Below are 21,524 nucleotides of genomic sequence, written 5' to 3'. Positions count from 1 at the left end.
GTCTATAAGCTGTAAAGCAAAGCGTCTAATGGCGTTGGTATTTGACTAAAGATAAGGTTTGGATATTTTTTCTTTAAAACCTCAATGCATAATTTCCCTGAAACCGTTATAGCATTTCCTCTAGGGATGATCTGAACATCTATATCATGAGAGATTTCTTCAATAAAGTGTAATTTTCCTTCTCCTTCAAGTAAAAAGGTCGTTAGGTTTTGGGAGTCAAAAAGTTCGTCCAAATTACCTGCAAATTTCAGCACACCGTTCTTTAAGTAAACTAGGTTATTACACTTCTCGATTTCATCGATCGCATGAGTAATGATTATAATGGTCATCCCTTCTGCAGAGAGTTCAAAGACCAATGACCAAAATTCCTTACGTGAGAGTGGGTCGATGCTTGCTGTGGGCTCATCTAAGAAAAGAATTTTAGGACGATGGATAATTGCACAAGCTAATGATAATTTTTGTTTCCATCCCCCTGAAAGATTCTTTGCAAGCGTGTTTTTAAATCGCTCTAAGCCTAATTTAATAATTAATAGCTCTGACTCTATTTCTACCCTTTCTAAGCTTCTCATCTTTCCCATAAAAACTAGGTTTTCATATACCGTCAAAGAATCCCACAATGTGAAATATTGAGTCATATAACCTACATGTCTTTTTATGTAAGATTGTTCCGTCGCGATATTGTACCCCATACAATAACCGTAACCACTATCTATAGGTACGAGTCCACATATAATATTTATTATTGTTGATTTACCGCTACCATTTGGTCCAATGAAACCAATTATATTTCCGTGATTAATAGTAAGTGTTACGTCATTAATGACTTTTACGTTATTAAAAGACTTATTGATATTTTTTAAAATAATACATTCTTTCATTTTAGCTCGATCTCCACAGGTATACCAGCTGGAAGGTGCAGCCCTTTATCTTCAAGTTTGGCTTCTATCAAATAAACTAAAGTATCATTTTTATCATCGTACAACATGGGTGGGGTATATTCTGGCTTCGGGGAAATGTATACCACGTCTGCACTATATTTTTTACTGAGGTCGTTTACTTTCACTCTGATAGAATCACTAACTTTGATGTTATATAGTTGCTTTCTGTTAATATAAAATTTAACCTTCTTGCCTTCATTCGGCACAATAACTACTACTGGATTATTAGGAGTAATCAATTCACCTTCTTTCCGTAAAACATCATTTATGATACCATCTATAGGGCTTTTAACCTGAGTTTTAGATATTTCATATCTATTATTTTCAATTTCAATATCAATCTTTTCAATTTTCGCTTTCTGAGCAATCAACTCATCAACTCTTGCCGGTAAAGATTTATTAATTAATTCATATCTTAATCTATTTAAATTATTTCTTTTTATAACTAAATTCAATTCTTCACTTTCTATATCTTCTTTGGAAATGAATCCTTTTTCTTTTAATTTTACTTTCCTTTCCAAAGTAGATTCTGCTTTAACTATCTCTTTTTCTAATCTTTCTATATCTAGATTAATTATATCAACCTCGCTTTGTCTGATTCCTTTCTCCATATTTTTTAACATTGCTTCTTCGTATTTCTTATTTTTATTTAATATTTCATTCTTTTTTTCAAATGTATAGCTATCAGTACTAAATAGGATACTTCCCTTTTTAACTCTATCCCCCTTATTGATATTTATATGCCTAATTTGAGATGTGGTTTCGGTTGATAGATAGATATATTCATCCTCAATATATCCCATTGTTATACTTTTATGGTTATCACAACCGAAGATCATGAATATACATACTAAAGTATATATTAATGGATTTAAGCTCATGAAACTCCGACTAATTTATCTAGAAATTCATAAAATTATATTCCCTGCATAAAATAAAACAAACAATATTTTCTTATTAAAATATTGTGTTTATAAATCTATTTAAGTTTTATATTTAAATTAAATGTTTTCAATAAGGCTAGATTTTGGGTAAAAAAAAGAGCGCCTAAGCGCTCTTTTCTAATAAAGTTTTCTCAATTAAGCGATAACTTTAGCAACAACGCCCGCACCTACAGTACGGCCACCTTCACGGATTGCGAAACGTAAGCCGTCATCCATTGCGATTGGGTGGATTAAGGTAACAACCATTTTGATGTTGTCGCCTGGCATTACCATTTCAACGCCTTCTGGCAGTTCGATGGTTCCAGTCACGTCAGTTGTACGGAAGTAGAACTGTGGACGGTAGCCTTTGAAGAACGGAGTATGACGGCCGCCTTCGTCTTTAGACAGAATATAAACTTCTGACTCGAACTGGGTGTGTGGCTTGATTGAACCTGGTTTTGCAAGAACTTGACCACGTTCGATTTCTTCACGCTTGATACCACGCAGAAGAACACCAACGTTCTCACCTGCTTGACCTTGGTCAAGAAGCTTACGGAACATCTCAACACCAGTACAAGTAGATTTCGCAGTATCTTTGATACCAACGATTTCAACTTCTTCACCTACTTTAACGATACCGCGCTCTACACGACCGGTTACAACAGTACCACGGCCTGAGATTGAGAATACGTCTTCGATTGGCAGAAGGAACGGCAGGTCGATTGCACGTTGTGGTTCTGGGATGTAAGCGTCTAAGTGACCAGCCAGTTCTACAACTTTAGCTTCCCACTCTGCGTCGCCTTCCAGTGCTTTAAGCGCTGAACCACGAACGATTGGAGTGTCGTCGCCTGGGAAGTCGTATTGTGACAGCAGGTCACGAACTTCCATTTCAACTAGCTCTAACAGCTCTTCATCATCAACCATGTCACATTTGTTCAGGAACACGATGATGTAAGGAACACCTACTTGGCGGCCTAACAGGATGTGCTCACGAGTTTGTGGCATAGGACCATCAGTTGCCGCAACAACCAGGATCGCTCCGTCCATTTGCGCAGCACCGGTGATCATGTTTTTAACGTAATCGGCGTGTCCTGGGCAGTCAACGTGCGCGTAGTGACGAGTTGGAGTTTCGTACTCTACGTGTGAAGTGTTGATGGTGATACCACGTGCTTTTTCTTCTGGCGCGTTATCGATTTGATCGAATGCACGCGCAGCACCGCCGTAAGTTTTTGCTAAAACGGTAGTGATTGCAGCAGTTAAAGTGGTTTTACCGTGGTCAACGTGACCGATGGTGCCCACGTTTACGTGTGGTTTATTACGTTGAAATTGCTCTTTAGCCATGGCTATATTCCTTACTGTTATGCCCTCATTCTCGATGAGGGCATGGGATCAAATTTAAACCGTAGTTTTATTTGCTACGTGCTTCAATAACAGCCTGCGCAACGTTGTTCGGCGCATCGTCATACTTCAAGAACTCCATGGAGTAAGAAGCACGACCTTTAGTCAGAGAACGCAACTGAGTTGCATACCCAAACATTTCAGACAATGGTACTTCGGCATGAATCTCAACGCCAGTTGCGTTAGATTCTTGACCTTTCAACATACCACGACGTCTGCTCAGGTCACCGATAACATCACCAGTGTGCTCTTCAGGAGTCTCAACTTCAACTTTCATGATTGGCTCAAGCAGAACTGGGTTCGCTTGTTTAAAGCCTTGTTTGAAAGCTAATGATGCAGCCAGTTTAAACGCAAGTTCTGATGAGTCAACGTCATGGTAAGAACCAAAGTGCAGACGAACACCTAAGTCAACTACCGGGTAACCCGCTAATGGACCTGATTTCAGCTGCTCTTGCAGACCTTTATCAACCGCAGGGATGTATTCTGTTGGAATTACACCACCCTTGATGTCGTTGATGAACTCGTAACCTTTAGGGTTAGAGCCTGGCTCAAGTGGGTACATATCGATCACAACGTGACCATATTGTCCACGACCACCAGACTGCTTAGCGTGTTTACCTTCAACATCGGTAATTTTGCTACGAATTGCTTCACGGTAAGCTACCTGTGGTTTACCCACGTTCGCTTCAACGTTGAACTCACGCTTCATACGGTCAACGATGATATCCAGGTGAAGTTCACCCATACCAGCGATGATTGTCTGGTTAGATTCTTCATCAGTCCATACGCGGAATGATGGGTCTTCTTTAGCCAGACGGCCCAGAGCTAGACCCATTTTCTCTTGGTCAGCTTTGGTTTTTGGTTCAACCGCGATTGAGATTACTGGCTCTGGGAACTCCATACGCTCCAAGATGATTGGGGCATTAGGGTCACACAGGGTGTCACCAGTAATAACATCTTTCAGACCGATTGCTGCAGCGATGTCACCAGCACGAACTTCGCTGATCTCTTCACGCTTGTTAGCATGCATCTGAACGATACGGCCTAAACGCTCACGTTGTGATTTTACTGAGTTCAGTACGGTGTCACCAGAGTTAACAACACCTGAGTAAACACGGAAGAACGTCAAGTTACCAACAAACGGGTCGTTCGCAATTTTAAATGCTAAAGCGGCAAATGGCTCGCTATCGTCTGAACGACGTTCAGCTGGAGTATCTTTACCATCGTCTAACATTCCTTTAATTGCAGGAACTTCAGTTGGAGACGGCAGATATTCGATAACGGCATCAAGCATCGCTTGAACACCTTTGTTCTTAAATGCAGAACCACAGGTAACCAAGATGATTTCGTTGTTCAGAACACGTTGACGCAGAGCATTTTTGATTTCTGCTTCAGTCAGTTCTTCACCACCTAGGTATTTTTCCATCAGCTCTTCAGAAGCTTCTGCTGCAGATTCGATCAGGTTTTGACGCCATTCTTCTGCTAGCTCTTGCATCGCTGCTGGGATTTCTTCGTAATCGAAGGTAGTACCTTGGTCAGCATCATTCCAGTTGATAGCCTTCATTTTCACCAGGTCAACGACACCGGTAAAACCTTCCTCTGCACCGATCGCTAATTGCAATGGAACAGGGTTAGCACCTAAACGTGCTTTAATTTGGCTAACGACTTTCAGGAAGTTCGCACCCATACGGTCCATTTTGTTAACGAACGCGATACGTGGAACTTTATACTTGTTAGCCTGACGCCATACGGTTTCAGACTGTGGCTGAACACCACCAACTGCACAGTAAACCATTACTGCACCGTCTAGAACACGCATTGAACGCTCTACTTCGATAGTAAAGTCAACGTGTCCCGGGGTATCAATGATGTTGATACGGTGTGGTTCAAATTGTTTAGCCATACCAGACCAGAATGCAGTCGTCGCAGCTGAGGTGATAGTAATACCACGCTCCTGCTCCTGTGCCATCCAGTCCATTGTCGCTGCACCATCGTGTACTTCACCGATTTTGTGACTTACACCGGTATAGAACAGGATACGCTCGGTAGTAGTAGTTTTACCGGCATCGATGTGTGCACTGATACCGATATTACGGTAACGTGAAATGGGTGTTTTACGAGCCATTTGATTCCTCTGAATTCTAGGACGTTCTATTTAAGTTAACCACAGCGGGTTAGCTATTAGAGCGCCCGCTGGGTTAACAACTACACCGAAGGGATTACCAACGGTAGTGAGCGAACGCCTTGTTGGCTTCTGCCATACGGTGAACGTCTTCACGTTTCTTAACTGCAGTACCTTTGTTCTCTGCAGCATCAGAAAGTTCGTTCGCCAGGCGAAGAGCCATAGATTTATCACCGCGTTTACGAGCAGCTTCAACGATCCAACGCATTGCTAGAGCATTACGACGAACCGGACGTACTTCAACTGGAACCTGATAAGTTGAACCACCAACACGGCGTGATTTAACTTCGACTGTTGGACGAACGTTGTCTAAAGCAACTTCGAACGCTTCCAGTTCAGATTTACCAGAGCGCTGAGCCAGGGTCTCAAGCGCGTTGTATACGATAGATTCTGCAGTAGATTTTTTACCGTCTACCATCAGAATGTTTACAAATTTTGCCAGTAGTTCTGATCCGAACTTAGGATCCGGCAGAATTTTACGTTGACCAATTACACGACGACGTGGCATGGAATATCTCCGTTGATAATTCAGGATTGTCCAAAACTCTACGAGTTTATTTTGACATTTATGTTAAAACGTTTGGCCTTACTTAACGGAGAACCATTAAGCCTTTGGCTTCTTCACACCGTACTTAGAACGAGCCTGTTTACGGTCTTTAACACCGGAACAGTCAAGTGCGCCGCGAACGGTATGGTAACGCACACCTGGTAAGTCTTTAACACGACCACCACGGATCAGGATCACGGAGTGCTCCTGCAGGTTATGACCTTCACCACCAATGTAGGAGGTAACTTCAAAACCGTTGGTTAAACGAACACGACAAACTTTACGTAATGCTGAGTTCGGTTTTTTTGGAGTAGTAGTATATACACGAGTACATACACCACGTTTTTGCGGGCAAGCTTCCAGCGCAGGTACGTTGCTTTTTGCAACTTTACGTACGCGTGGTTTGCGAACCAGCTGGTTAACTGTTGCCATTAAATAGCTCCTGGTTTTGCTTTTGCTTCGTAAACACGTATTAAATCTACCTCATATTTCTATGAGGACGCAGAATTTTAGGGCTGAGTATAGAGGGTGTCAAGAAATAACCAACATATCGTCTCACCAAGTGATCTGTTTCGAATGCTTTACAGTCAGCTCGACGAACTGTGGATAGCTGATTATTCGAAATTTAGACTCTAATAATGCCGTAATTCCTCGGGCTTGGGCGTCTTCCTGAAGCACATAAAGCCCTGACTGCTTTTTCGCTACCAACTTTGAAAAATATTGGTTATTGGCCACTCCACCGTAGACTGCATCTTGTAAGAGTAAAATATCGTCTGTCTGACCAATAAATATCTCGAGATAGTCCATATCAAGTTTTGCTGGAGAGGACATGATGAGGTGAAGCATACGCCCCCCTAAAAATTAATAATTTTGTCGTAATGACATAGCTGCCGTTGAAGTTCATTTAGAGGTAAGAGCGTTACGGGTATATCCCCCATCAGCAGCTCATCAAGACCTCGCATTTCTAAGGACTGTTGGCAGGCATAAACCTTATCGATGTCATAAATTTCAAGCAGCTTAAAGGTACTGATGTAATCTCGTGCATAGATTACCGTGGGCTGTTGAGAGCCTACGAGATGAAACACACCTTCACCGATAAAAAATACTGCAATAGTATCGCTTAATGCTGCAGTGGCAAGTAGAGCATCGAGTCCTTCACGCCCCGAACTCGAACCATGCGGAGCCGTTTTAAAAATAAAAGCTATCGAGTTCATTAAAATTGTATTACTCGTTCACAGGTCAGCAAGGAAATTGCGAGTTCCCCCAACCCTGAAAAATTAAATTGTGGATGAAAATTATACAGTCCAGCTTGCGCATGCTCTTGGTCGACGACTCCACGCCGTAAAGCGGCTGATACACATATATTTAGTGCAATGTTTTCCTCTCGACTCAATTTTACCCACTCTTCAATTAGGTTGTGCTCGTCGTTGGCGGGAGAAGTAAGCATATTTGCGTTGCTCACCGCCTCTTGATAGAAAAAAACCGACGCAATAGTATGTTCAGCTTGTAATAAAGCTTTAGCGAACATCCAGGCACTGGTCGCGTTTTGCGTACCATAAGCTGGACCCGTGATAATCAATGCGTAACGCATTACGCCTCCCCTTCAGGAAAGTCTTCATGCCTGAATTGGCGGATATAGAGATATACGGTATGTTTAGAAATATTCAAACGATCGGCTACCTGATTAATAGCATCTTTAATATCAAATATTCCTTTTGCGTATAAATTCAAAACAACTTGTCTATTCTTGAGATTGTTCGCCACTGAACGGTCATTACAGACTTCTTCGATTGTATGTTCAAGTGTTTGCAAAACTAAGTCATCGACTGAGCTGGCAAAATGCGCATTACTATCGTGTTTAATTTCAGATGGACAAAAGGTCGCGAGGATGTGAGAAAACGGCACATCTAAATTCATATTTATGCACAATAGGCCAATGGCTCGCTGCGAGCTATTTTTTATCGCAATAGTCGTCGATTTCATTAACGCACCGCTTTTCGACCGTGTAAAACGGGTTCGCGATTGTGGGTTCCCCCCTACATCAAGCTCATGTAATGTTTGCAAGGCAAGGTTAGTAATGGGCGAGCCCACTCTGCGGCCCGTTAATTCGCCATTAGCGATACATATCACCGAATTTTCAATATTATCCAATGTATGCAATACGATTTCGCAATGCTCACCAAGCATTAATGCTAAGCCTTCAACCATTGGTTTGTAAGACTGTAGTATCTCGTGATCCGTTGCATTTAATACATATTTAGGGCCCGTAACCCCATTCGAGTCGTCTGTGTTATATAACGGTTTAGACATAGCTTACATCATCCAAATATGACAAAGGATAATTCCCAATCACTTAATCACGGAGTGGTGAAGAGATAAAATAATTATTGGTTTTAAGACTATTGTTTACGCCAATCAAGAAATGATAGCAAGGAGTAAACACCACTGCGGAACGCAGCGGTGTTGATAATGCGAGAGAGCTTTACTTTTTAGCCGCTGAACTTGCGTCAGCCGCTGGTGCTTGCGGAGCTGACTCACCTTTAGCTGCAGGTTTAATGTCTAATAACTCAACATCAAACACAAGCGTCGAATTAGGTGGAATACCAGGTACGCCATTCTGTCCATAAGCCAGTGCTGGTGGGATCACTAGTTGGATTTTACCTCCCTTCTTAATGTGTTTTAATCCCTCAGTCCAACCGGGGATAACACCATCAAGACGGAAAGATAGTGGCTCATGGCGATCATAAGAGCTATCGAATTGCGTCCCGTCAGTCAGAGTCCCTTTATAGTTAACCACGACAGTGTCGCTATCAGTAGGGGCTGCACCAGTACCTGGTTTTTCAACTTTATACAGTAAACCGGATGACGTTTTCTTCACGCCCTTTTCTTTAGCGAATTTTGCGGCAAAGGCATTACCTTTATCGGTATTTTCTTTAGCATCTTTTTCCATTTTCGCTTGCGCTGCAGATTTCACATTAGCTTCAAACGCTTTCAATGTTTGCTCAACTTCGCTATCAGAAAGTTTGCTTTTCCCTGCAAAGGCATCCTGCACACCTGCGATCAATTGCTTATTATCCAGCTTGATGCCTAGTTTCTCTTGTTCCTTGAGAGAATTCTCCATGTAACGACCTAATGAGGCACCCAGTGCGTAAGCCGATTGTTGGCTCTGATCTTTAAATGCAGAGTTTAGTGCAACTTGTCCTGATGGCTGAGCAGTAGTTTCTGCAGCCATGGTTAGAGGGGCGTTAAGGCCAACCGCTAAAGTTGCAGCCAACAGTGAGACTTTAAACAATGATTTCATCCATATCTCCTAACCAAAGTCAGGTACTTTGGCGCTTTATAAGTGTATGACACTACACAATGACTTTTTTTAATGGCTTACAACTGTACCATTACGAGTTAAACGGCCCCTCTACGACAATACACTCAGGATAAAGTTTCGAGGTTACTCATCATATTGGGGCGCAGTTCTGTTTTTCAAGCCCGAATAAAATATCGCTAACACAACAGGATTTCTTTGAGAAGGGAACGGTATACTGTCACATATATTCGTAAGTTCAACGACGGAGACTTGATTATGAATGTTGAGGAACTCATTCATCGGCTAGACAACCTCGAAACAAAGGTCGCTTATCAAGAGCACACACTTGAGGAGCTAAATCAAACGCTAATCAGCCATGAGCTTGAGATGGCAAAGATGCGAGAACATGTGCGGTTATTAATTAGTAAGTTGAAGGCCGTCTCCCCTTCCACGGTGGCGTCTCAGTCAGAAGAAACACCACCACCGCATTATTAATAAAAAAGGCTGCATTACGCAGCCTTTTCTACTTAGTGGTGACAGCCACAGCCGCCAGTACCACAACCTTCATCATTTTGGCCATGATCGTGGTCGTGGTGATGACCATCCGCACCGTGTACGTGGCCATGTGCTAACTCTTCTTCCGTCGCTTCGCGGATGGCAACAACTTCGACATTAAAGCTTAGGTTTTGGCCTGCTAGCATATGGTTACCATCAACAACAACGTGATCTTCGCCTACTTCAGTAATTTCTACTGGAACTGGACCTTGATCTGTTTCTGCTAGGAAACGCATACCTGGTTGTAGTTCGTCAACGCCAACGAAGACATCTTTAGGAACACGTTGTACTAAATTTTCGTCATATTGGCCATAAGCGTCGTTTGCAGGAACATTGATATCGAACTTATCACCAGCTTCGCGGTTATCTAACGCATTTTCTAAGCCAGAAATTAAAGAACCGTGGCCATGTAAATAGTCCAGCGGTGCGGTAACTGGTGCTTCATCTACCAGTACACCATCTTCAGTACGTACTTGATATGCGATACTTACTACCAAGTCTTTTGCAATTTTCATGATAACTCCTAACCGTTGAGCGCTGTATTCCCGTCTCATTGGTCTATTTTTGCCTGCAATAATACCAACCAGAAAGGCCCTGACTATGTTGAAAAACTCTATCAGTTCTTCCGTAAACAATTATAGTGGGAACGATGAGTGAAAAATTCAATGCCCCAACCAGAAAATAGCGTAAAAAAACTTACTCAGGTGTAAACACCCCAATAATTTGTTCATCTTTTCGCACCGCTGATTGCACTTGTTTGTCCGCCTCACGCATCTGGTCACCGCAGTTAACACATTCAACCACTTCAACGCCCGACTCTTTCCAAAGGGCTAGAGTATCTTTTGCTTGGCAGTGCCGGCATATCGCTCCGGCAATAAAACGTTTACGCATGCTTTAACCTTAAAATAGTGAGGGTGGGAATACGCATTAATCTGCGGCATCCCAGCGTCCCAATGTCTGTTTATCCTGCTGCATCTCTCTACGAAAAACATCCTCAAGCTCACGACGAGCTTCCTTCACCCGTGAGATGTGGCCGGTTTCATCGTGGTGTGGCATCAGGTCCTTCAGCATTTGTTCATCAAGCTGAGTAAAATATTGCTGGGCGCGCTCCGCTTGGTAAGGATGGATACCCAAGGATACTAATGCCTTCCCTGCTAACTGAACCGCACTTAAAAAAGTTTCGCGCGTAATATCAGTAATTCCCGCTTGTAAGAGCTCATGTGCCTCGACCCGACCTCTTGCACGTGCGAGTATTTTTAGATGAGGGAAATGTTGCTGACACAGCGCGACGGTTGCCATGGTATCGGATGGATCATCGCAGGTCACAATGATCGATTGCGCCCGTTCCGCTCCTGCTGCACGCAATAACTCAAGATCATTGGAATCGCCATAATACACTTTATAGCCATAACTACGGGTCAAACTTACCACACTGATATCTTTCTCTAATACTGTCACTCGCATGTTATTGGCCATCAGTAAGCGCCCAACTACCTGACCAAAACGCCCAAAACCAACCAAAATAACTTGAGGTTCGTCATCTTCCACATAATGCTTTTCCGCATTTTCATCATCTTTATTATTGAAACGACGTACCAAGATGAGGTCAATCAGCTTCATTAATAAAGGGGTAGTAATCATCGAGAGGGTCACGATGACCAGTAGTAATGAGAGCTGCTCTTGATGGAACAGACCTGCACTGGACGCGGCTGAGAAGAGAACAAAAGCAAATTCCCCGCCTTGACTTAGTACGCCAGAGAACTGTAAACGCTCCGAGCTTCTCATTCCATAGAGCCGTGCAAGTATGTACAGGACTAACGCTTTGATGGCGACCAGCGCGATTACGGCGACCAATACCTCTACTATATGCGTAAATAATACGCCAATATTTAACGCCATCCCGACAGAGATAAAAAATAACCCAAGCAGTAGCGCTTTAAAGGGGTCGATCGCGACCTCTAACTCATGACGATATTCACTTTCCGCTAACAGGATACCTGCGATAAAGGTCCCTAAGGCCATCGATAGTCCTAAAGCATCCATAAAAAGCGCAGAGCCGATAACTAACAATAATGCAGAAGCGGTAAAAATCTCTTTTACGCCCGATGCCGCAATGTAACGAAAGATGGGCCGCAATAAGAAGCGTCCACCAACCAACATTCCAGCGAAAGCGAGGACTTTCATCCCAATTTTCATCCAATCAGTTGGATGCCCTGAATCATTTCCTGCTAATAATGGTACGAGCGCTAAGGCAGGTATCACGGCCAAATCTTGAAAAAGTAAAACCGAAAAGCCGAGTTGTCCGGCTTCACTTCGGTTCATGCCTTTTTCCTGCATTAATTGTAATGCCATAGCCGTTGATGACATTGCCAGACCGATACCGCCAATAACCGCGGCTTGCCAGGAAAACTGCGTTACCCATAGTAGCCCTGCGAGTAACACACTAGAGAAAATAACCTGTCCGGCGCCAACACCAAAAATAGAACGCCTTAACTGCCACAGCTTGCCTGGGTTGAGTTCAAGCCCGATGATGAACATCAAAAACACGACCCCTAATTCGGAGAAGTGGAGAATTTCCTCAACATCGCTAATAAATCCTGCGCCCCAAGGGCCAATCGCTATCCCCGCTAAGAGATACCCGAGTACCGCACCAATACCTAATCTTGCGGCAATCGGCACGGCGACTACCGCCGCAGCAAGATAAATGACACCTGCGGTTAATAAATCAGATCCGCCCATCCATTATCTCCTCTGGTAATGGCTGAGTGAGCCAGTCTGAATATGCTGCAGCAAGGGACTTTAAGACATCTAAAGGCTGGCGCCTTGCATGATAAATAACCATTGGCGACATCCATTGCATATGGCAAGTCTGCGCGACCAATTCGAACGGTCGCATAATCTCGCCAAGTGGATATCGGTTCAATCCCTGAGATTGATAAGCACTTTCTGGCTCACCGGTAGTGACAACACAGCGTAAGGTCTTACCTTCTAAGGCTGATTCCCCCATCCCCGAAGCAAATCCACGGGATAGTACTCGGTCCAGCCACTCTTTGAGTAGCGAGGGACAACTATAAGTATAAAGGGGATATTGAAACACAATAATATCGTGCTCCCGTAACAATTGTTGTTCACGATAGATATCAATAAAAAAGTTGGGATACGTCGCATAAAGGTCATGCACCGTAACATGCTCAACTTGGCGAGCTGACTTGAGTAGCTTGCTGTTTACCACTGATTCCTGTGCCTCAGGGTGAGCATAAAGCAAAAGTATTTTCGGTGAAGATGACATTGTCGTCCTCCAAGTTATCGTCTTAGTAATGGTTTTCCGTTACCATGCTGCGATACAAAGATGTGTGGTGAGCGATTTTAGTTATGCCACTAATTTACCATATTCCATAAATTACGGCGCTTATGATTGTCTTCTCTTCCTTACAATTACGACGCGGAACCCGCGTACTCTTAGACAATGCCTCAGCAACCATTAATCCGGGTCAAAAAGTAGGCTTAGTCGGTAAGAATGGCTGCGGTAAATCGACCCTATTGTCGCTACTCAAACAAGAGATTAGCGCAGAGAGCGGTAACGTTAATTACCCAGCGAATTGGTCCTTAGCCTGGGTGAATCAAGAAACACCGGCACTGTCTACCTCAGCTATAGACTATGTAATTGATGGTGATAGAGAATTTAGGGATTTAGAAGCTCAACTCTCAGTCGCCAATCAGGTCAATGATGGGAATCAAATTGCACTACTTCACGGTAAATTAGAGGCTATTCAAGCCTGGAGTATACAGGCCCGTGCGGCTAGCTTGCTCTATGGATTGGGCTTTTCCCATACTCAACTCCAATCGCCAGTGAAAGATTTCTCCGGGGGATGGCGTATGCGCCTAAACCTAGCTCAGGCGCTCATCTGCCGGTCAGACCTTTTACTGCTGGATGAACCGACCAACCACTTAGATCTCGATGCGGTCATTTGGTTAGAGAAATGGCTGAAAAGTTATACTGGAACCTTAATCCTCATCTCACACGACAGGGATTTTCTCGATCCTACTGTAGGTAAGATCTTGCATATAGAGCAAGAGAAGCTAATGGATTATACCGGTAACTACAGTGATTTCGAGCGGCAGCGCGCGACTAAATTGGCGCAACAACAGTCCTTATATCAAAGCCAACAGACTAAAGTTGCACACCTTCAGCACTATATTGACCGTTTTCGCGCTAAAGCAACTAAAGCGAAACAAGCACAAAGTCGCCTAAAAATGTTGGAACGAATGGAGATGATTGCCCCCGCGCATGTCGATAACCCATTTACCTTCAAATTCCGTGCCCCAGAGTCGCTCCCTTCTCCGTTATTAACCATGGAGAAGGTCACTGCTGGCTATGGTGATAAGGTTATTCTACAGTCAATTAAACTCAATTTGGTGCCGGGATCGCGCATAGGCCTACTCGGTAAAAATGGGGCAGGTAAATCAACCCTGATTAAGTTACTGTCCGGTGAGCTTAATCCACAGTCCGGTGTGGTCAACTTGGCCAAAGGAGTAAAGCTCGGCTATTTTGCACAGCACCAACTTGAGTATCTGCGGGCAGAAGAGTCCCCGCTACAACACCTGCAACGCCAGGCCCCGAAAGAGCTGGAACAACACTTACGTGATTATTTAGGGGGATTTGGCTTTCAAGGCGATCAAGTTAAAGCGCCTACCGCGCAATTCTCGGGTGGGGAGAAAGCGCGTTTAGTATTAGCGCTGATTGTCTGGGAACGTCCAAACTTGCTGCTACTCGATGAACCGACTAACCACCTTGATCTCGATATGCGTCAAGCGCTGACTGAAGCGCTGATCGATTTTGAAGGCGCGTTGGTAGTCGTATCGCACGATCGCCATCTACTCCGTGCGACAACCGATGACCTCTATCTCGTTCATAGTGGCAGTGTCGAAATGTTTGCCGGCGATCTTGATGACTATCAGCAATGGCTCGCTGACCAGCAAAAAGAGACGACTCCCTCTCAAAAAAGCGAGACTTCTCGTGATAATAGCCAAAGTGCACAGTCACGGAAGGATCAGAAAAGGCGTGATGCTGAACTGCGAACTAAAACGCAGCCCTTACGAAAACAAATCGAGAAGCTCGAAAAACAGATGAGCGAGCATCAGCGTAAATTAGCAGAAGACGAAGAAAAGCTCGCTGATCCTACAATCTATGAAGCCAGCCGTAAGCCTGAACTGACCGATACTTTACAGCATCGGACCGCCGTTCAGGCACAGCTTGAAGAAATAGAGCTCGCTTGGCTTGATGCGCAAGAGGAACTTGAAGCGTTACTTGCGAGTGAAAGCTAACGCTGTCCAAGTCTCATCGCTAAGCCATTACAACCAGATAAATACCACGCTCAGGGCGGTTAACAATCCCATAATCATATTGAATTGTCGCCATGCGCGTGGACTGTGTAGCCAACGACCAATCACCGTACCGAAGGCTAGCCAGATGCATCCCGCAATAAGGTTGACTAAAAACATGGCTAAACTAATGCCGACAATCGAGGTAATATAGGCGTTACCGCTTAGACTGAAACTGGCAACCGCGCCCAAGGACATTAACCAGGCTTTAGGGTTGACGAGTTGTAATACCGCACCTTGCCATAATGGCAACGTCTTTTCTGGATGGTCTTTCACCTCAAGAGATTCATAGGCAGCCGTCGTGATTTTCCATGCCAACCACAGTAGATAAGCACTTCCTGCGATTTTTAAGAACAAGTGTAATGCAGGATAGAGGATAATAAGATTACCGACACCGAAGGCAATCAGTAACAGCATGATTTGCATGCCAAACATAATGCCTAGCATCAATGGTATAGTACGAACGAAACCAAAATTGGCGCCAGAGGTCGTAAGTAGCATATTATTGGGCCCCGGTGTAATGGCTGCGACCCACAAAAAACCAAATAATGAGAGAAAAAGACTGAGTTCCATAAAAGTACCATCATCCAGATTAACCTTTGAAACTATACAGTGAGTTATGGATCAGACAAGCCCTGAGAACCTGAATAATTATCATAATGACGAGAATGATTTCACCCCTATTCGTTGTTTGAGAAATGCACATATTCAGACTCTATTACCCAGAATCTTACGCCGTATGGTCCGTATCAAACCTGTTTGGCAGCGTCTAGAGCTACCCGATGGGGACTTTGTCGATCTCGCTTGGAGCGAAGATCCAATGTTGGCAAAACATAAGCCACGCGCGGTTATTTTTCATGGCCTAGAAGGCAGTGTAAAAAGTCCTTACGCTCATGGCCTACTCGCCTCTTTTCAACAGAAAGGATGGTTAGGAGTGGTCATGCACTATCGCGGCTGCAGTGGCGAGCCAAATCGATTAAAGCAGAGCTACCACTCGGCGGATATCGAGGATGCTAGTTATTTTCTTCGTTGGATGAAAGAGAAGTTGGGGCCAGGCTGGACTTCCGCAACCGGGTTCTCCCTAGGTGGAAACATGCTTGCTTGTCTTATGGGAAGCCAAGGGGACGAGTGCCTGCTCGATGCGGGAGTAATAGTTTCAGCGCCACTCATGCTTGAGCCCTGTAGCGTCAAAATCGAAGATGGCTTTTCGCGTTTTTATCAGCATTATTTATTAACACGTTTGAAAAAAAGTCTACGCCGTAAACTAAAGGCGCATCCACATCTCTTTTCAATTGCTCCGGGTGAACTTAAGAAGATAAAAAAGCTTCGCGAGTTTGACGATAAGATTACCTCTCGTATTTATCATTTTTCTGATGCTTTAGACTATTACCGACAAGCTAGTGGTATGCCTTGGCTTGCGAGTATTACTAAACCACTATTAATTATTCATGCGGCAGATGACCCCTTTATGACTGACGATGTTATCCCTTTACCTGAACAGCTTTCACCAACGATTGACTATCAGTTAAGTGAATATGGTGGACATGTTGGTTTCGTTACGGGTAGCTTGTTTAAGCCAGTAATGTGGCTTGAACAACGTATTCCTCAGTGGCTTTCAACACAATTGGATACGCCATCATGATCATACCTTGGCAAGAACTCCCGACAGAAACGTTACAGAGCGTCATCGAGTCCTTTGTATTACAAGAAGGAACAGATTATGGTGAGCAAGAGAAAACCTTGTCCGAGAAAGTTGCTGATATTACCCGGCAACTTAAAGCAGGGGAGATCGTCATTGTTTGGTCGGAATTACATGAATCAGTCAGCCTCCGTGCTGCACGAGATATACGCTGAAGGATAACTGTACGCCGTAGTTGTCGCCCCCTCACCCGCTAAGGAGACCATTATGTCAGCCAAACATCCCATTATTGCTGTAACAGGTTCAAGCGGTGCCGGGACAACGACAACTAGCCTAGCCTTCCGGAAGATCTTCCAACAGCTAGGTATTCAAGCCGCTGAAATTGAGGGAGACAGTTATCATCGCTACACTCGACCAGAAATGGACGTTGCCATCCGTAAAGCGAGAGATTTAGGGAAACACATTAGTTATTTTGGTCCTGACGCTAACGACTTTTTACTGTTAGAACAGACATTTAAGCAATACTCTGAAACTGGCTCCGGCCGTTCTCGTAAATATCTCCATACCTACGATGAAGCCGTCCCTTGGAAACAAGTTCCCGGAACCTTCACACCATGGCAAGCGCTCCCTGAAAAGACAGATGTTTTATTCTACGAGGGATTACATGGCGCGGTGGTTACTGAAGAGCATAACGTTGCCGATTTAGTGGATTTGTTAGTCGGAGTCGTACCCATTGTAAACTTAGAATGGATTCAGAAGTTAATACGAGATATGCAAGAGCGGAGTCATTCTCGCGAAGCAGTAATGGACTCAGTGATTCGCTCTATGGAAGATTACGTTAACTACATCACGCCGCAGTTCTCTCGTACCCACATTAACTTTCAGCGCGTCCCGATGGTCGATACCTCTAACCCCTTTGCGGCTCATGCGATTCCTTCAATGGATGAGAGCTTAGTGGTGATCCATCTTCGCGGTGTGGAAGAGATTAACTACCCTTATCTCCTCGCCATGATCCAAGGATCTTTTATCTCCGCCATGAACACCTTGGTAGTCCCCGGCGGAAAAATGGGCTTGGCGATGGAACTTATCTTGACACCAGTCATTAAAAAACTAGCTGAAAAGCGCCAACAGACCTTGTTAACAAGCCAATGCTAAACGATAACTATCTCGTGACTATGGGTGATTTCTACTGCTTGTTCCAACATAAGTGCTACTGAGCAGTATTTTTCCGCGGAAAGGGAAACCGCCCGCTCGACCACTTTATCGGTCAATGTCTTTCCCGTCACAATGAAATGCAGATTAATGTGGGTGAAAAGTCGCGGCGCCTCATCACGGCGAGTTGAGGTTAATTTAACTTCACATCCTAGAACCTCATGGCGACCTTTTTCTAATATCGACACCACATCAATTGCACTACAAGTTCCCGCCGACATTAGGACCATTTCCATTGGGCTCGGTCCTTTTTCGCCGCGATTACCATCCATGACGACTTGGTGCCCTGAAGCCGATTCTGCGACAAAACAAAGCCCATCGACCCACTTTACTTTCGCTTCCACTCCTATGCCTCCGGTTTCAGAATTTGTAAGCTAAGATACTCTGAGGTGGATTAATTCGCAAACCTCTCATTTGGACTCATACAATACAAGACAGTGACGCTAACCTGTGCTAAAAACAGGGAAAGGATTATTTATTTCGTTAATCCCAAGATAAAATACCTCGGAATAGGCTAAGGTACTTTTATCGCCCAATAAAAAAAGAAATGGCACTTGATGCTTTCATAAGGGTCACAAAAGTGGCTCACCCTGGTTTCATCCAGGTTCGATTACAATAGAGGATAGAAGCGAATGGTTCTTGGTAAACCACAAACAGACCCTACATTAGAATGGTTCCTCTCCCATTGCCATATTCATAAGTATCCGTCAAAAAGCACCTTGATCCATCAAGGTGAAAAAGCAGAGACGCTTTATTACATTGTTAAAGGTTCTGTCGCGGTACTGATTAAAGATGAAGAAGGCAAAGAGATGATCCTTTCTTACCTTAATCAGGGCGATTTTATTGGTGAGCTTGGCTTATTTGAAGAAGGACAAGAGCGTAGTGCTTGGGTCAGAGCTAAGTCCGCGTGTGAAGTCGCTGAAATTTCCTACAAAAAATTTCGCCAATTGATACAGGTAAATCCGGAAATTCTTATCCGCCTTTCAGCACAGATGGCACGACGCCTACAGGTCACTTCAGAGAAAGTCGGTAACTTAGCCTTCTTGGACGTCACCGGTCGTATTGCGCAAACTCTGCTGCATCTTGCTCACCAACCCGATGCGATGACGCACCCTGATGGGATGCAAATAAAAATTACCCGTCAAGAAATTGGGCAGATCGTCGGATGTTCACGCGAAACCGTTGGACGCATTCTCAAGATGTTAGAAGATCAAAACCTAATTTCGGCCCATGGTAAAACTATCGTAGTGTACGGCACACGCTAATCGGTGCAGAAGGCAGGGAGCTACCCTGCCTTTTACCGATCACTATCATTCATATAACAAATTGCAGTGGCAATGCTACGTCGACTTATTTATCACCCTGAAGTAAATTATGCTTTCCGCCAAACGTTAGTGCTCTGTCTACCGATCGCACTAGGCTGGCTGTTAGGCGATCTCCACTCAGGCTTACTTTTTTCTTTAGTCCCATCCTGCTGTAATCTGGCTGGATTAGATACTCCACATAAACGCTTTTTTAAACGTCTCGTCGTGGGGGGATTACTTTTCGCCTGCAGCAGCTTTTTGCTTCTTTGGTGTTTAGCGCAGCACTATCCCTTACCGCTCTTTCTATTCGCGTTACCATTAATCATCGGGGTGACGGGGGAGATTAGTCCATTACACGGCCGGCTCTTACCTGCCTCACTGGTGGCAGCTGTGCTGTCGATTAGCCTAGCTGGACGCATGCCGATATGGGGCCCTCCCTTACTCTATCTAGGTGGGACAGTTTGGTATGGCGTGTTCAATTGGGCTTGGTTTAAGTTCTCGCAAGCTCAGCAACTTCGTGAAACACTCAGTTTGCTTTATCGCGAATTGGGAAACTACTGCGAGCATAAATATCACCGTATCTTTAGTGCAGATGACTCTCCCGAAAGCTTACAGGACCTTCTCAAGCGCCAACAGAAAGTGATTGACCTGATTACTCAATGCTATCAACAATTACATATGTTACCGGCAGCGAGAAACCGTAATGACCGGTTCCTGATTCGCTATTTTTTGATGGCTCAAGATATTCAAGAGCATATTACGATTAGCTTGAATCAGCCGGAGGAAATCAAAAAACTTTGCCACGATAGTTTTGGTAGGGAAATTTTAAATTGGAATGCGAATACTGTCACGGCACAACTCCACCGCTTAGCTGACGATATTTTATACCACCAATTTGTGAAGCCTTTTTCAATGAGTAAGCAAATTTCAGCATTGGAAAAACTGGCTCAACAATTTCCCCACAATCCGGTCCCCCAATTTTGCTTTTATCACTTTACGCGAATTGCTCGAGTCTTACAGAATGAGAAACCTCTGTATCAACGTGACCTGATGCGCGATAGGCAGCGCCGTTTACCTTTATTACCCGCCTTAAAAAGTTATTTATCGCTGAAATCAACTGCCTTACGTTCCGCTGCACGTTTCTCGATCATGTTGATGTGTGGTGGAATCGTCGGTATAGCGCTCAATATGCCCAAACCTTATTGGATTTTGATGACTATCGTATTCGTGAGTCAAAATAACTATAGCGCTACACGGGTACGTATACAGCACCGGGCATTAGGAACTTTTGCTGGATTAATCATTGCGGCAATTACCCTCAATCTCCATGCACCTGAGTCTTGGATACTAATCATCATGTTACTGATTACCTTTTTCAGTAACTTGTTCAATCGCCAATATTATGGCTGGGCGACGATTGGATTTACGGTGACGGCAGTTTATTCACTGCAACTGCTTTCCTTAAACGGGCACCAATTTCTTGTTCCTCGTTTATTAGATACCTTACTCGGCTGCTTAATCGCCTTCGGGGGCACGCTTTGGTTATGGCCACAATGGCAGAGTGCGCTGTTACGCGATAATACTTTGGATGTGCTCAATGCCTATCAACAAGCCCTAAAAGTATTGCTAGGCCCAGAGCAGAAGGATGAGGTTTTTGAAGCCGCGCGTGTAGAGGCAAACCAAAAACATAACGCGCTATTTAACGCCCTTAATCAAGCCATGCAGGAGCCTGGTTTCGATGATGAATATCTTGAAGAGATGCATTTATGGGTTAGCCATAGCCAGTACATCGTCGAACATATTAATGAGCTTACTGCTTTAGCCCGTGAGCACACGATGCTAACCCCAACGTTGGCCGAGCGCTATTTACAGGCTTGTGAGATAGCCTTACAGCAATGCCAACAGCGATTATTGTATGCTAACGATCAAGAGAACTATCACTCTACCCATGTGATGGATGAAGCGGCTAATTTCGATAAGGGGCCAAGCACAATTGTCGAGCGGCATATCGAGCGGATTCTTGTGCATGTGAAATCTATGCGGACGATTTCAGCCATTATCTGGACCCAGCGCCCAAAACACGGTGCATGGTTTTCCCGAACTCATAAGAGCCCTGAGCAGTAAATCACTCAGGGCGACTAAA

General features: G+C 44.2%; 24 protein-coding genes. 7 read left to right on the top strand and 17 right to left on the bottom strand.

Annotation, left to right across the window (positions count from 1 at the left end; genetic code table 11):
• Positions 1-2 precede the first annotated feature (2 nt).
• The 11 genes from QJR74_RS00485 to fkpA form a co-directional block, all read right to left on the bottom strand.
• Positions 3-878 (bottom strand): ABC transporter ATP-binding protein, encoded by an 876-nt coding sequence (locus QJR74_RS00485; RefSeq protein WP_304372714.1) that lies wholly within the window; start codon positions 876-878, stop codon positions 3-5.
• Positions 875-1,819 carry an HlyD family secretion protein gene (locus tag QJR74_RS00480; protein WP_304372713.1) on the bottom strand — a complete coding sequence of 315 codons (945 nt, stop codon included), beginning with the start codon at positions 1,817-1,819 and terminating at the stop codon, positions 875-877. Before QJR74_RS00480 ends, QJR74_RS00485 begins: the two co-directional genes overlap by 4 nt.
• A gap of 198 nt (positions 1,820-2,017) precedes the next feature.
• Complete coding sequence (gene tuf / locus QJR74_RS00475) at positions 2,018-3,202, bottom strand: elongation factor Tu (RefSeq protein ID WP_048912870.1); 1,185 nt, start codon at positions 3,200-3,202, stop codon at positions 2,018-2,020.
• Positions 3,203-3,269: 67 nt separating this feature from the next.
• On the bottom strand, positions 3,270-5,384 hold the full coding sequence (fusA, locus tag QJR74_RS00470; protein ID WP_304372712.1) for an elongation factor G: 2,115 nt from the start codon (positions 5,382-5,384) through the stop codon (positions 3,270-3,272).
• Between the two features lie 94 nt (positions 5,385-5,478).
• Positions 5,479-5,949, bottom strand: coding sequence for a 30S ribosomal protein S7 (gene rpsG / locus QJR74_RS00465; RefSeq protein ID WP_048912872.1), 471 nt, complete (start codon positions 5,947-5,949; stop codon positions 5,479-5,481).
• A 96-nt stretch (positions 5,950-6,045) separates the two neighbouring features.
• Positions 6,046-6,420, bottom strand: a complete 375-nt coding sequence (gene rpsL / locus QJR74_RS00460) for a 30S ribosomal protein S12 (protein WP_003852912.1) — start codon at positions 6,418-6,420, stop codon at positions 6,046-6,048.
• Positions 6,421-6,543: 123 nt separating this feature from the next.
• Positions 6,544-6,834 carry a sulfurtransferase complex subunit TusB gene (gene tusB / locus QJR74_RS00455; RefSeq protein ID WP_304372711.1) on the bottom strand — a complete coding sequence of 97 codons (291 nt, stop codon included), beginning with the start codon at positions 6,832-6,834 and terminating at the stop codon, positions 6,544-6,546.
• Between the two features lie 8 nt (positions 6,835-6,842).
• On the bottom strand, positions 6,843-7,202 hold the full coding sequence (tusC, locus tag QJR74_RS00450) for a sulfurtransferase complex subunit TusC (RefSeq protein ID WP_304372710.1): 360 nt from the start codon (positions 7,200-7,202) through the stop codon (positions 6,843-6,845).
• Complete coding sequence (gene tusD, locus QJR74_RS00445; RefSeq protein ID WP_304372709.1) at positions 7,202-7,579, bottom strand: sulfurtransferase complex subunit TusD; 378 nt, start codon at positions 7,577-7,579, stop codon at positions 7,202-7,204. Before tusD ends, tusC begins: the two co-directional genes overlap by 1 nt.
• Positions 7,579-8,298 (bottom strand): helix-turn-helix transcriptional regulator, encoded by a 720-nt coding sequence (locus QJR74_RS00440; protein WP_304372708.1) that lies wholly within the window; start codon positions 8,296-8,298, stop codon positions 7,579-7,581. Before QJR74_RS00440 ends, tusD begins: the two co-directional genes overlap by 1 nt.
• A 172-nt stretch (positions 8,299-8,470) precedes the next feature.
• Complete coding sequence (gene fkpA, locus QJR74_RS00435; RefSeq protein WP_304372707.1) at positions 8,471-9,289, bottom strand: FKBP-type peptidyl-prolyl cis-trans isomerase; 819 nt, start codon at positions 9,287-9,289, stop codon at positions 8,471-8,473.
• Between the two features lie 276 nt (positions 9,290-9,565).
• Here fkpA and QJR74_RS00430 point away from each other — a divergent pair, with 276 nt between their 5' ends.
• Positions 9,566-9,784 carry a SlyX family protein gene (locus QJR74_RS00430; RefSeq protein ID WP_304372706.1) on the top strand — a complete coding sequence of 73 codons (219 nt, stop codon included), beginning with the start codon at positions 9,566-9,568 and terminating at the stop codon, positions 9,782-9,784.
• A 32-nt stretch (positions 9,785-9,816) separates the two neighbouring features.
• Here the strand turns inward: QJR74_RS00430 and slyD are convergent, their stop codons facing one another.
• From slyD to kefG, 4 genes are all read right to left on the bottom strand, one after another.
• On the bottom strand, positions 9,817-10,359 hold the full coding sequence (slyD, locus tag QJR74_RS00425; protein ID WP_304372705.1) for a peptidylprolyl isomerase: 543 nt from the start codon (positions 10,357-10,359) through the stop codon (positions 9,817-9,819).
• A gap of 181 nt (positions 10,360-10,540) precedes the next feature.
• Positions 10,541-10,735 (bottom strand): YheV family putative zinc ribbon protein, encoded by a 195-nt coding sequence (locus QJR74_RS00420; protein ID WP_304372704.1) that lies wholly within the window; start codon positions 10,733-10,735, stop codon positions 10,541-10,543.
• A gap of 36 nt (positions 10,736-10,771) precedes the next feature.
• The gene (kefB, locus tag QJR74_RS00415; RefSeq protein WP_304372703.1) at positions 10,772-12,583 is read right to left on the bottom strand and encodes a glutathione-regulated potassium-efflux system protein KefB; all 1,812 of its coding nucleotides are present in this window, start codon (positions 12,581-12,583) and stop codon (positions 10,772-10,774) included.
• Positions 12,570-13,133 (bottom strand): glutathione-regulated potassium-efflux system ancillary protein KefG, encoded by a 564-nt coding sequence (gene kefG, locus QJR74_RS00410; protein WP_304372702.1) that lies wholly within the window; start codon positions 13,131-13,133, stop codon positions 12,570-12,572. Before kefG ends, kefB begins: the two co-directional genes overlap by 14 nt.
• Before the next feature lie 122 nt (positions 13,134-13,255).
• Between kefG and QJR74_RS00405 the strand changes: the two genes are divergently transcribed.
• Entirely contained in the window at positions 13,256-15,169 is a 1,914-nt protein-coding gene (locus QJR74_RS00405; protein WP_304372701.1) for an ABC transporter ATP-binding protein, read from the top strand.
• Positions 15,170-15,196: 27 nt separating this feature from the next.
• On the opposite strand, the gene QJR74_RS00400 is transcribed toward QJR74_RS00405, so the two are convergent.
• On the bottom strand, positions 15,197-15,799 hold the full coding sequence (locus QJR74_RS00400; RefSeq protein WP_304372700.1) for a LysE family translocator: 603 nt from the start codon (positions 15,797-15,799) through the stop codon (positions 15,197-15,199).
• Positions 15,800-15,845: 46 nt separating this feature from the next.
• Here QJR74_RS00400 and QJR74_RS00395 point away from each other — a divergent pair, with 46 nt between their 5' ends.
• From QJR74_RS00395 to QJR74_RS00385, 3 genes are read left to right on the top strand one after another with little or no spacing between them, the layout of a single operon-like run.
• The gene (locus tag QJR74_RS00395; RefSeq protein ID WP_304372699.1) at positions 15,846-16,868 is read left to right on the top strand and encodes a hydrolase; all 1,023 of its coding nucleotides are present in this window, start codon (positions 15,846-15,848) and stop codon (positions 16,866-16,868) included.
• A complete protein-coding gene (locus QJR74_RS00390; RefSeq protein WP_304372698.1) occupies positions 16,865-17,080 on the top strand; it encodes a YheU family protein in 216 nt (71 codons plus the stop codon). Before QJR74_RS00395 ends, QJR74_RS00390 begins: the two co-directional genes overlap by 4 nt.
• 52 nt (positions 17,081-17,132) lie before the next feature.
• Complete coding sequence (locus QJR74_RS00385; protein WP_304372697.1) at positions 17,133-18,020, top strand: phosphoribulokinase; 888 nt, start codon at positions 17,133-17,135, stop codon at positions 18,018-18,020.
• On the opposite strand, the gene QJR74_RS00380 is transcribed toward QJR74_RS00385, so the two are convergent.
• Entirely contained in the window at positions 18,017-18,421 is a 405-nt protein-coding gene (locus QJR74_RS00380; RefSeq protein ID WP_304372696.1) for an OsmC family protein, read from the bottom strand. The two genes, QJR74_RS00385 and QJR74_RS00380, sit on opposite strands and share 4 nt — an antisense overlap.
• A 288-nt stretch (positions 18,422-18,709) precedes the next feature.
• Here QJR74_RS00380 and crp point away from each other — a divergent pair, with 288 nt between their 5' ends.
• Both crp and QJR74_RS00370 read left to right on the top strand, forming a co-directional pair.
• A complete protein-coding gene (gene crp / locus QJR74_RS00375; protein WP_048912889.1) occupies positions 18,710-19,342 on the top strand; it encodes a cAMP-activated global transcriptional regulator CRP in 633 nt (210 codons plus the stop codon).
• Positions 19,343-19,414: 72 nt separating this feature from the next.
• A complete protein-coding gene (locus QJR74_RS00370) occupies positions 19,415-21,505 on the top strand; it encodes a YccS/YhfK family putative transporter (RefSeq protein WP_304372695.1) in 2,091 nt (696 codons plus the stop codon).
• Positions 21,506-21,524: the final 19 nt, after the last annotated feature.

Origin of the sequence: Tatumella ptyseos, assembly GCF_030552895.1 — a bacterium.
Taxonomy (GTDB): domain Bacteria; phylum Pseudomonadota; class Gammaproteobacteria; order Enterobacterales; family Enterobacteriaceae; genus Rosenbergiella; species Rosenbergiella ptyseos_A.
This window is presented reverse-complemented; position numbering and strand designations above follow the sequence as displayed.